The sequence below is a fragment of the Collinsella sp. LCP19S3_C9 genome, assembly GCF_052121575.1.
GTDB lineage: Bacteria > Actinomycetota > Coriobacteriia > Coriobacteriales > Coriobacteriaceae > Collinsella.
In genome coordinates, this window is sequence record NZ_JBQKDZ010000003.1 from 107,559 (window position 1) to 118,991 (window position 11,433).

General features: G+C 60.2%; 8 protein-coding genes. All 8 read right to left on the reverse strand.

Features of this window, described 5'->3' with window-relative positions; genetic code table 11:
- Positions 1-3: 3 nt before the first annotated feature.
- Positions 4-936, reverse strand: coding sequence for a DNA-processing protein DprA (locus ACTQXI_RS02460; RefSeq protein WP_441041584.1), 933 nt, complete (start codon positions 934-936; stop codon positions 4-6).
- A complete protein-coding gene (locus ACTQXI_RS02465; RefSeq protein WP_154516248.1) occupies positions 936-2,459 on the reverse strand; it encodes a YifB family Mg chelatase-like AAA ATPase in 1,524 nt (507 codons plus the stop codon). Before ACTQXI_RS02465 ends, ACTQXI_RS02460 begins: the two co-directional genes overlap by 1 nt.
- Complete coding sequence (locus tag ACTQXI_RS02470) at positions 2,459-2,944, reverse strand: YraN family protein (RefSeq protein ID WP_154516246.1); 486 nt, start codon at positions 2,942-2,944, stop codon at positions 2,459-2,461. The genes ACTQXI_RS02465 and ACTQXI_RS02470 overlap by 1 nt, the downstream gene beginning before the upstream one ends.
- A gap of 188 nt (positions 2,945-3,132) precedes the next feature.
- A complete protein-coding gene (locus tag ACTQXI_RS02475) occupies positions 3,133-3,921 on the reverse strand; it encodes a ribonuclease HII (RefSeq protein WP_441548258.1) in 789 nt (262 codons plus the stop codon).
- Between the two features lie 93 nt (positions 3,922-4,014).
- Complete coding sequence (gene rplS / locus ACTQXI_RS02480; RefSeq protein ID WP_117583231.1) at positions 4,015-4,356, reverse strand: 50S ribosomal protein L19; 342 nt, start codon at positions 4,354-4,356, stop codon at positions 4,015-4,017.
- A 148-nt stretch (positions 4,357-4,504) separates the two neighbouring features.
- Positions 4,505-7,264 (reverse strand): hypothetical protein, encoded by a 2,760-nt coding sequence (locus ACTQXI_RS02485; protein ID WP_441548259.1) that lies wholly within the window; start codon positions 7,262-7,264, stop codon positions 4,505-4,507.
- 172 nt (positions 7,265-7,436) lie between these two features.
- The gene (ppdK, locus tag ACTQXI_RS02490) at positions 7,437-10,187 is read right to left on the reverse strand and encodes a pyruvate, phosphate dikinase (RefSeq protein WP_441548260.1); all 2,751 of its coding nucleotides are present in this window, start codon (positions 10,185-10,187) and stop codon (positions 7,437-7,439) included.
- 341 nt (positions 10,188-10,528) lie between these two features.
- On the reverse strand, positions 10,529-11,404 hold the full coding sequence (locus ACTQXI_RS02495) for a pyruvate, water dikinase regulatory protein (RefSeq protein ID WP_441048372.1): 876 nt from the start codon (positions 11,402-11,404) through the stop codon (positions 10,529-10,531).
- Positions 11,405-11,433 lie beyond the last annotated feature (29 nt).

Below are 11,433 nucleotides of genomic sequence, written 5' to 3' on the forward strand. Positions count from 1 at the left end.
TTTCTAATTGACACGCTTTCCATTGTGACCGAAGGGCGTCTGAGCGTGAAGCGCAAACTTTGAGGGCGCATACCTTCCATCCATCATGCGCTCGATGAGTCCCTCGAGCTCGAGTGAGCCCAGGAGTTTGAGCACGCCGACGGCATCGAGGGAGACAAGCGCGGCAATGTCATCGACCTTGAGCGGCGAGGCAATGAGCGCGTGCATCACGGCCTGCTGCGTGGGGTCCAGATCGGCGATACCGGGCGCATCGGGACGCGAATAGCGCAGGGTGCCGTAAATTCGCGAGATGGCCATCTCAATAGACTCCTCGTCAACAATGCAGCAGGCACCGTTGGCGATGAGGTAGTTGGTCCCACGCGACTCTGGTGACAAAATGGAGCCCGGTACCGCGAGCAGTTCGCGCCCCAGGTCCATGGCGGCCTCCGCTGTCGAGAACGTGCCCGAGGGCATGCCGGCCTCCGACACGAAGAGCGCCTGCGAAAGCGCGGCAATCACCCGGTTACGCCGCGGAAAGGCAAACTTGCGCGGCCCCATACCCCAAGGCGAGATGGACACGACCGCGCCGCCCGTATCGATCGTGCGCGCGATGAGCCCTGCACTCGAGCGCGGGTAAACCACGTCGGCGCCCGTACCCAACACCACGACGTGCCTGCCACCAGCGTTGACCGCGGCCCAACCCGAGGCCTGGTCGCAGCCGACCGCACCGCCCGAGACCACCGTCACGCCCGCCTCGACCGCAACTTTCGCGGCCAGCTCTGCCACGGCAAGGCCGTACGGCGAGGCCTTGCGAGCGCCGATGATGGAGAGCGAGGGCGTCGACAGTGCGGCGGGGTCGCCACGCACATAAAGCGTCTGGGGTACATCAGAGAGCTCCAAAACGGTAGCTGGATACAACGCATCACCGGGATGCAGCTCAAAAGTCTCCTCGGGCATTACTGGTCCCTCCTCCCCTGGTACATCGCCGCCTCGAGCACGTGGTCTTGGGTTACCCGCTCACTTTCGGCAACATCGGCAATCGTGCGCGCGATACGCACCAAGCGCACGATGCCGCGCCCGGTAAGATGCGTGCGCCTCGACAGGCCGAGCACGCACTTTTCCGCCGCCCCATCGAGCGCAAAGGTCGAAACGACGCCGTCGATGGAACGTGACTCATCGTCCTCGGCCTCGGCATCTGCATCGTCCATACGGGACTCGCGCCAGGCGCGAAATGCCCGACCCCGCACAACATAGTCACGTAGTTCAGCTGACGACATACCCTCGGCACCCTCGATAATTACCTGCGGGTCGGGTCGGGTCACGTCAATCATAAGGTCAATACGATCGGCCAAGGGACCACGTAGCTTAGACCGATAGCGCTCAACCATCGAAGCCGAGCAGCGGCACGGTACCTCGCGGTCGCCCAAAAAGCCGCAGGGACAGGGATTGCTCGCGGCAAGCAGCTGGAACCTCGAGGGAAACGTGAAAGCCCCATCGACGCGTACGATCTTGACGTAGCCGCGCTCTATGGGCTGACGGAGTGTCTGCAGCACGCTGTTGGGAAACTCGGCAAGCTCGTCTAAAAAGAGCACGCCGCCGTGCGCTAGGCTAATCTCGCCCGGGTGCACCGGCCGTCCGCCGCCAATAAGGCCCGCAGTCGAAATGCTGTGGTGGGGGCTACGGAACGGCCGGTGTCCCGCCAGCAAACCATCGATGTTCTCGCCCAAGACCGAATGGATGCACAGCGCCTCTTGCTGATCCTCGAGAGAAAGCTCGGGCAAGATACCCGTCATGCGGCGTGCGAGCATGGTCTTGCCCGAACCCGGCGAGCCAATCATAAGCAGGCCGAGCTCCCCCGCCGCCGCAAGCGCAATGCCGCGCTTGGCAACCTCCTGCCCCAGCACATCGGCATAATCAAGTTCTGGCTCAAACGACGCCTCGACACCCTCGGAATCCAGATAATGCCGAGCCGCCTCGCCCATACCGCGGGCGAGCTGAGACAGATGGTCGATAAAGCCACAGTCCACACCGGCAAGCGGTACATGTTGATCCGACCTTCCTGCGATAAAGGACAGGCCCATATCACGCGCCAACAACTGAAACGCAACCTCGCCTTTTACGGGCAGCACGCTACCATCCAGCCCGAGCTCACCGGCAATAAGGCAATGGTCTAGATGGTCGCGGGGAATCTGCCCATCGGCCGCCAGTACCGCGATGGCAATCGGCAGGTCAAAACCACTGCCCGTTTTACGGATGTCGCCCGGAGCCAAGTTGACGGTAATGCCCGCCCGTGGAATCTCAAATCCTGCCGAGCGCATTGCGCAGCGTATGCGGCCACGCGACTCCATCACCTCCATACTTGGAATGCCAAGCATTTGGATACCCGGAATACCGCCGGCAAGCGAGACCTCGACTGTGACGGGAATCGCCTCGACGCCACGAATGCATGCAGCGTGGACGGCAAAGGTGTCAAACGCCATCACGATACCTGCCAATCGAATGCGTTGTATTGATGCTCAATCTCCGCAATATGACCGCCGCGGATAGTAACGCCCACCGCGTCGAAGCGAATCGCCTTAAGGGGATAGTGATCCATAAGGTAACAACTCGCGATACGGCGGTAGCGACGCTGCTTTTGGGCGTCCACCGCCTCCTCGGGAAAGACCCGCGTGTTGCAATCTAGGGCGACGCGCCTTGTCTTGATCTCAGCCATCACCACGACATCATCAAGTTCATCAAGCAGTACCAGATCGGCCTCGCCCTCGGGACACCGGTAGCCCTGTTCCAAGAGGGCATAACCGCGCTCACGAAAGTAATCGATTGCAATAAGCTCGCCCAGCATGCCCAGTTCTCGAGGACTGAGGCCCTTAATGAACCCAGGCGTAATCGACGCGCAATCAATCTCCCCGCTCTCCCAAAGCTCTTTGAGCTGTTGCGTCTTGCTCTTTGCACTTGCGGCGCACATGGGGTCTCCTTTCCCGCGCACGGTATTGACCCGATCATGAGGCCGCCTTTCTTGCGGGTAAGTACCAAAAGAAAACCAAAGTCCAACCAAAAACAAACAAAAAAGGGACCGCATGCAACAATTGCGTTGCATGCGGTCCCCACCAGCTGGTTTATAAAATTCCAGAAGTCCCTGTCTCCATATTTGCCTTAAAAAAGACGCTCCGTCTGCAAAAAATTTCCGCAGAAGCTCACACGATGCAACGGAGAAAGGCCATGTTTACGAATAGCCTCAATGTGCTCGGGGCTCGCATAGCCCTTTGACTCAGCAAGATGATATTCGGGATACTCGGCATCGTACTCGACCATCATCTCGTCACGCGTGACCTTGGCCATAATGGAAGCAGCGGCGATGCAGGCGATTTTGGCATCACCCTTGACCACATCGCGCTCATTGGGAACGGCGCCCAAGGGGTTGCCGTCCATAAGCACGCAATCGGGCTCGAGCCCCGTATCGGCCACGGCGCCCGCGACGGCAGCGCGGATGGCGCGGGCCATGCCCATCTCATCGATGTCCGCAGGAGCGATATGGCAAAAACCAATGGCCGTAGCCACCTCGGCAATCTGCACCGAGAGCAGCTCACGACGGGCAGGCGTGAGCTTTTTGGAATCGTTAATGCCCCAAACGCGCGGCTCCATGGGAAGGCAGACAGCGCAGACCGTCAACGGGCCGGCGACAGAGCCGCGCCCCACCTCGTCAACACCAACGACCACGCCATCGCCGCCGAGCTCATGCATCAGCTCGTACATGCCGTTGACGCGCTCGCGCTCGGAAAGTTCCTTGGCATGGCGCTTAAGTGCGCGGTCGCAAGCCTTGATCACCTGCTGGCGCGGATCCTCGCGATAGTGCTCCACGAGGGCGGGAATCTCCTCGAACGTGGCACTCGCCAGCTCGCCGGCAACCTGCGATGCCGAAACCGAGCTCGTCATATTGGCCATACCAGGCCCTCCTTGCATGGAAATCAGATAAAAAGAAGGGCCACCCGAAGGTGGCCCTTGTGTCCAAACGAGTGGACAGACGCTGCGATCTTCTTAGCGCTTCTCGGGGATGCGAGCAGCCTTGCCCACCTTGTCGCGGAGGTAGTACAGCTTGGCGCGACGGACGCGACCATGACGGACGACCTCGAGCTTGGCGATCTTGGGGCTGTGAAGCGGGAAGGTACGCTCAACACCGACACCGAAGGAAATCTTGCGGACGGTGAAGGTCTCACGGGCACCGGCGCCGGCCATGCGGATGACGTCACCCTGGAAAACCTGGATGCGCTCGCGGTCGCCTTCCTTAATGCGGTAGTGAACCTTGACGTTGTCGGCAACGCGGACCTGCGGGATGTCCTCGCGGATCTGCTGACGCTCGATTGCGCGGATGTAATCCATGTGCAATTCCTTACTCTTCTAGAGGTGCCGTACCACCTTGGCCGGCACGTAGTTGAACAAACGTATTCGAGTATACACGCCACGACCTTGGCTGCAAGAACTATTTTGCCCGTGCGCAAAAAGACAAAAACACGCACTCTTTCTGCACTTATGCGCCGTCCGCAGCATCAGTCGTCGGCGTCGTCACGGTCGTTCCGGGCGCGATATAACCGTATTCGAGCAGCACCGAAAGCGCATGCTGCTTCCAGGTGGCAAGCTCTTCGTCATTATAGTTGTCATGAGCCCATTCGTTCATCGCGTCCTCGGCGTCTTGGGGCACCAGGTCCTGGCTGTCTGCCATCAGGTACAGGATGCCTAAGATGTCGAAGTCCTGCTTGGTCATCTCTTCCTTGTTTGATGTGCCGATGAGGCCGTGATCGATACCGTAGCGGCAGATATCGGTCAAAACGGTAACGAGGCCCGTAGGAATCGGCGAGGCATCTTTTGCGGCAGCGGGCGCGGTGTCGTCAGTCACTGCAGTGGCATCGTCGCTCGCCGGAGCAGAATCGGCCGCGTTCGCATCGGAAGCCGCCTGCTCTCCCTGGGCAGGAGCCGCGCTATCCGTCGTTGCCGAAGGATCCCCCGAAGAAACGGACGTAACGCTCACCGGTGTCTCGACCACGGTCGTCATCGGGTCGACCGGTGCGGGTGCGGCGATGACCTCGGCCCAATCGGAATACACGCCGTCAATAAAGGCGCGAACATGGAAGGTGCCCGGTTGCGAGATGGTCATCGTGCCGTCCGTCGCGACCGAAATGCCCTTGCTCTCGAGCTCCTGGGCCTCCCAGCTGCAGACCCTATCGACTTCCTTGCCCGTCGTGTCATAGACCGTAGCCGTTAGGCCGTCGATGCCGTTGAGATTCTCCTCGACTCCGACGACGGTCTGTGCCGAGCCCTCGAGCTTGATGCTGCCGTTAAACGACTCGGGCGCCACGTCGCTTACCTTATATTTGTAGGCGGCGGCGTCGATCTCGTCATTGGTCGAAACATGCCCGTTCACGTCCACATAGGTGTCCTCGGGGATAAAGTACTTTACGTAGGCGGTGCCGGCCTTTTTACCCACCACGACTTGCTCGTGGGTGACAGGGTCGGTCTGGATCTCGATGACGTCGGACTTGCATTTCTTGCCGTTTTTATCGACCACGCGCCAGTCGCCCGACGACTTCACAAAGCCGTAATAGTCAACATCGTCCTCGTCCCTTGCACGCACACGATAGGAAGAGATGGGGTCTTCGTCTCCCACCGTAAGCCTTCGGGTCTTATCGGTCTGCAGCGATACGAGAATCTTGGAAATGGGCTTAATGGGCTGCGGCGTACCCAACTGCGTATCGACCGTCACCGACTCGAACGACAGATTGGAACCCGTAATGGACATGGGGTAGGTGGCGGCCATGTCGTTGAGCACATTGCACGTGCGCGGGGCGCCGCCGTTGCGCGAAGGCACCTCGCGATCGGCCAGGACAGAATTCCAATCGATGGCGCGCACCATGTGGTTGTTGGTGCGATGCGACCAGCTCGTAACGTTTCCGGCGGTGGTATCGTAGCCGTCGTCGCCACGATGGGCGATTGAGCGCAGGAACAGGTTCTGCACGGCGTCGGTCGACTGATCGCCAAAGGTGGTGTAGAACGAGCGCTGGTCATAACCGGCGGTATGGAACTCCTGCACGGCGGCGTTGTCGTCGTAGCACTCGCCGTTCATGTTAAAGATAATCACGTCGAACGTCACGCCCACCGGCTGGTCATAGTCCTCGGACAGCGTCGTGGTAGAACTCGTCTGCTTGCTATTGACCTGCGTGTGCGCAGGGATCGTCATATCGACGGTGACTGACTGATTGTCCGTTGTGGTGATCGACTGTTCCTCGGTCTTGCTCGCCTCCCACAACTGGGACATCGTGGCTTCGGCCGAAAACGAGGTCTCGATCTCCTCGCTCGCTGTTCCGGGCACGCCCAGCGACTCCTTGAGGCTCACCGATGCGCCCCACGAGCCGCCTTTGGAATACGATGCGGATTCAGAAGTGCTCGTGCCGACCGTCTCCTCGGTACCGCGGGCGAGTGTGATGCTCTGCGAGGCGTCCTCATAGCCGACGTTAAGTGCCGAGGTAACGAGCTCCTGCTCAGTCTTAGAATCGACAAAGGAATAGCCCGGCGCGTCCTCGGGCGCGCAGTTAAGCTTGTTCATGCTGTTGAGCTGCTGAACTCTAAAGTTATAGAACGCGATGCCAAAGCCATTGAAATCATACTGATAGGTGCCGCCGAGCTTGTCGACACAAGCAATGGTGGCATAGATGACGTCCTGCTCAGTCGTGTCTTTCGACAGTCCGTCGAGCGGCACGTTTTCACGGAAATCGGAGCCCTTCAGCTTGTGACCGATACAGCCGGCGATATCGTCGGTCAAGCGATCGTAGACAGCTTTGAGGCTTTTTGCCGATGTCAGACCACTCTGTTTCGATTTGTCGGCGCCGTCGGAATGCTCACCGTTGCCGCCCGAAAGCGCATCATACAGATAGATGTAGTGACCCTTACCGAAGTCCTTCTCAAAGCCCTTGCCGGCGTGGTCCCAGTACAAAAAGTCCCCGGAGTCGTCGCCTCCACCATAGCCAAGGATGTTATAGGCAAGCGATGCCCAGTTGGGCAGCACCTTTTTGACGGCGGCCGTGTAGAACGAGACGTTGTCGTACATCGAGGTACGGCCCTCGAGTTTGCCGTCATCGATATCAACAAACGTGCAGTCGCGATCGTTGACCGTAATGGTGAGCGGGTTGACCACGTCGCCATAAAGCTCGTCGCGCGATTCATCCTGAAGGGCAAAACCGGCCGTCGGCATCCCGCAAAGCGCCGTGACCGCAACGACCACCCAGCACAGGGTCATCTGTGCTCCCCGACGCGCTCGTTGCAAATACCTGGTGAGGTTTTTCATCGCAGTCCTCCCGTCAGTTGCCAATGTATTGAACCAATAGAATCAATATAAAACGCCGCCGCGTCCACAGGGAGCGCGGCGGCGCGAAGGGGGGCGTAAGAGGCGCAAATGGAACGCGACTCAGTTAAGCGGAACGCTTGGCCTCGAGCTTGGCCTGAGCGGCAGCCAGTCGTGCGAGGGGTACGCGATAGGGCGAGCAGGAAACGTAGTCCACATCGGCCACGTTGAACAGGCCCTTGATGGACTTGGGGTCGCCGCCGTGCTCGCCGCACACGCCAAAGTGCATATCGGGGTTGGCGGCGCGACCCTTCTCGACGGCCATACGCACCAGCTCGAGCACCGCCGCGTCGATGGTCTCGAAGGGGTTATCCTTCAGGATCTTCTTGTGCATGTACAGCGGGATGAACTTGGCCTCGGCGTCGTCGCGCGAGAAGCCGAAGGTTGTCTGGGTGAGGTCGTTGGTGCCAAAGCAGAAGAAGTCGGCATGGTGGGAGATCTCGTCGGCGACCATGCAGGCGCGCGGCAGCTCGAGCATCGTGCCCACGGGAATATTGAGCTCGACGCCCTCCTCGGCGGATACCTCGGCGATCACGCGCTCGATGACCTCGCGGGTCTGGACGTGCTCGGCTGTGATGGAAACGAGCGGGACCATGATCTCGGGGCGCGGGTCGACGCCCTCCTTGATAAGGCGGGCGGCAGCCGTGGCGACGGCACGAACCTGCATGAGCGGCAGATCGCCAAAGACAACGGACAGGCGCACACCGCGCAAGCCGAGCATCGGGTTGGACTCAACCATGCCGTCGATTCGACGCAGGCGGGCACGCAGCGTGGCAAGCTCTTCCTCGCTGGCGCCGGCGGCTTCCTTCTTGGTGATGGCGACCTCGAGCTCGCGAGGATTATCCAGGAACTCATGCAGCGGCGGATCGAGCAGGCGAACGACCACATCGCGACCGGACATGGTCTTAAACATCGCCAGAAAGTCCTCGGTCTGAACCTTGAGCAGGTCGGCCAGGGCCTGCTGCTTCACGGCCTCGTCGTCGGACAGGATAAAGCTCTGGATGATGTTCTTGCGGTCGCCCAGGAACATGTGCTCGGTGCGGCACAGGCCGATGGCCTCGGCGCCAAACTCGAGTGCGAGCGCGGCATCCTCGGGGTTGTCGGCGTTGACGCGCACGTGGTTGGCGTGACCGTCGGTCTCGTCCAGGCGAATCTCGTCTGCCCAGGGCAGAATGGTGTCCAGGTCGCCGGTGAGCTCAGCGGAGACCAGATCGACGGCGCCGTCGACGACAATGCCCTGGGTGCCGTCGATGGAGATGATGTCGCCCTCGTGAAGCACGCGGTCGCTGCCCTCGATGCGCACGACCTTCTCGGCGGCGTCAATATGGAAGCGCTCAACGCCGCAGACGCAGGGCGTACCCATACCGCGGGCGATAACGGCTGCGTGGCTCGTCTTGCCGCCGTGGCTGGTAAGGATGCCCTCGGCAGCGACCATGCCTTTCAAGTCGTCGGGGTTGGTCTCCCAGCGGACCAGAATGACCTTATGGCCCTCGTTGGCGCGCGCGACGGCATCGTCGCTCGAGAACACGACCTCGCCTACGGCGGCGCCGGGGCTGGCGTTAAGGCCGCAGGCCAGGGCCTCGTACTTCTTGGAGGAGTCGAACTGCGGATGCAAAAGCTGGTCGAGCTGCGCGGGATCGATGCGACTCACGGCCTCCTCGCGGGTGATGAGGCCCTCCTCGACCATCTCGATGGCGATGCGCAGCGCGGCGGTTGCGGTGCGCTTGCCCACGCGGGTCTGAAGCATCCAAAGTTTACCCTGCTCGATGGTGAATTCGATATCGCACATATCGCGGTAGTGATCCTCGAGCGTCAGGAAAACGCGCTCGAGCTCCTCACCAGCGGACTCGAGGCCCGGGGTGGTCTTGAGGTCGGCGATGGGCTCAGTATTGCGGATGCCGGCGACGACGTCCTCACCCTGGGCGTTAACCAAAAAGTCACCGTAGAACTCTTTGGTGCCATCGGCCGGATTGCGCGTAAAGGCGACGCCGGTCGCAGAGGTCTCGCCTTTGTTGCCAAAAGCCATGGCCTGGACGTTGACGGCAGTGCCGAGCTCGTCGGAAATGCCATGCTGTTTGCGGTAGATACAGGCGCGCTCGTTCATCCAGCTACCAAAGACGGCCTGGATGGCAAGGCGCAGCTGGAGCTCCGGATCGTGCGGGAAGACGGGCTTGCCGTCGACAACCTCGAGCTCGGGATACAGGGCAGCCTCGACGTTCTCGGAGAAGATGCCCTTGAAGGTCTCGACGAGCTCCTGCAGGTCCTCGGCCGAAAGCTCGGAATCGACGCGAACGCCGGCGACCAAGCGAGCCTGCGTTAGGGCGTTCTCAAACAAGTCGGCATCGACACCCATAACGACGTTGGAGAACATCTGGATAAAGCGGCGGTAGCTATCCCAGGCAAAACGCGGGTTTTGCGTCTGGGCAATGAGGCCCAGAACGGAGTCGTCGTTAAGGCCCAAGTTGAGGACCGTGTCCATCATGCCGGGCATGGAGAATGGAGCACCCGAGCGAACCGACACGAGCAGCGGGTCGGATGCGTCACCAAGCATCTTGCCGCAGCGGGCCTCGAGATCGGCCTCGGCGGCAACGATCTCATCGAGTGCACCTTCGGGCCACACGTTGCCGGCACCGGAGTACTCGACACAGGTTTGGCAGGTAATGGTAAAGCCACCGGGAACCGGCAGGCCGATGCGGCTCATCTCGGCAAGATTTGCACCCTTGCCGCCAAGCACGAAGTTCATGGACTTGTCGCCCTCAGTGACACAGGTGCCCTGGGCGTCGGTTCCAAAACGGTAAACCCTCTTGCAATCGCTCACGATACTCCCCTTCCATGCGCTGTCGCGCACGACCGTGGTAACGAATCGACCCGCCGGATGCGAGCCGTGAGGGTACTATACGGTGGGTATTGGAAGTGCTTGCGTAGAGGGTGCGAGGTTTGGTAAACGTGGTAAAACTGACGGTAAACGGTAGATAAAGGTGGTTACCTTATGAAGATACCAGTGTAGGAGACTTGCAGGTCAACTGAAAGAACTTTGCTAAATCGCTTTACCATAAGTAGCTAATTTGGGACGGGGCTTTTTTAGCCACCCCGTCGGCAATCGGCCAAAAAGCTCGCGGCCTCAGCCGGGGTAGCTAAAAAAGCCCCGTCCCAAATTAGCTACTTTTGTTGGGCTCGGCGAGCGGCACGACGGGCTCGAGCTTCTTGGATTTCCTCCAAATGACCGATGATCTCGGATGCACTCTCCTCAATCGCCTTACCGTCGGTACGCACCACAAAGCAGCCTAGGCGCTTCATGAGGGCACGGGCTTCCTCAAGCTCGCTGCGCACACTCTCGGGCTCGGCATAGGAGCCGGCGACGGCGCGGGCGTAGTCATCGCCCAAGCGGCTGTCGCGAATCTCAGAAATTACGTCAACGGTCGAAATCAGGCCGAACAGGCGCATCGGGTCGACCTCGTAAATCGACTTCGGCGGCTCCATGCCGTGCGCCAGCGGAACGTTTGCGACCTTGTAACCCTGATAGGCCAAATACATCGACAGCGGCGTTTTGGACGTACGCGACACGCCCAGCAGCACGATATCGGCACCCGACAGATCGTCGCAACCGCGCCCGTCATCGTGCTCAACGAAATACTCCATAGCCTCAATGCGGTGGAAATAGCGGTCATCCGTTTTGTGAATAACGCCCGCAACGCCCTTGGGCGGCACACCGACGAGCGACGACAATACGGCAAGGGTCGGACCGATCAGGTCGACAGAGCGAATATGCAGCATACCCAGGTAATCGAGCACGCGGGCGCGAAGCGCCGGATCGACGATAGTGTGGAACACGGCGATATCACGATGGTCCGCATCGACGCGCGGGCCCACAAACGACTTGACCTGCTCCACCGAGTTCACTTTGGGCAAGCGCAAGAGACGAAAAGCCCCTTCATCAAATTGCCCGGACGCCGCAAGCACCACCTCACAAGCGGTATCACCGAGCGAGTCGGAGATAACGATAACGGTGGGACGAGCGGTGACCGGGCAATCCATGCGGGGCTCCTTTTGCGCTTATGCGCAGG

Bases quoted from the DNA above. Each gene is read 5' to 3' on its own strand.
- ACTQXI_RS02475 (WP_441548258.1), bottom strand. From the start codon at position 3,921: ATGGCCAATATGACGAGCTCGGTTTCGGCATCGCAGGTTGCCGGCGAG.
- ACTQXI_RS02470 (WP_154516246.1), bottom strand. From the start codon at position 2,944: ATGTGCGCCGCAAGTGCAAAGAGCAAGACGCAACAGCTCAAAGAGCTT.
- ACTQXI_RS02495 (WP_441048372.1), bottom strand. From the start codon at position 11,404: ATGGATTGCCCGGTCACCGCTCGTCCCACCGTTATCGTTATCTCCGAC.
- ACTQXI_RS02460 (WP_441041584.1), bottom strand. From the start codon at position 936: ATGCCCGAGGAGACTTTTGAGCTGCATCCCGGTGATGCGTTGTATCCA.
- rplS (WP_117583231.1), bottom strand. From the start codon at position 4,356: ATGGATTACATCCGCGCAATCGAGCGTCAGCAGATCCGCGAGGACATC.
- ACTQXI_RS02485 (WP_441548259.1), bottom strand. From the start codon at position 7,264: ATGACCCTGTGCTGGGTGGTCGTTGCGGTCACGGCGCTTTGCGGGATG.
- ACTQXI_RS02465 (WP_154516248.1), bottom strand. From the start codon at position 2,459: ATGGCGTTTGACACCTTTGCCGTCCACGCTGCATGCATTCGTGGCGTC.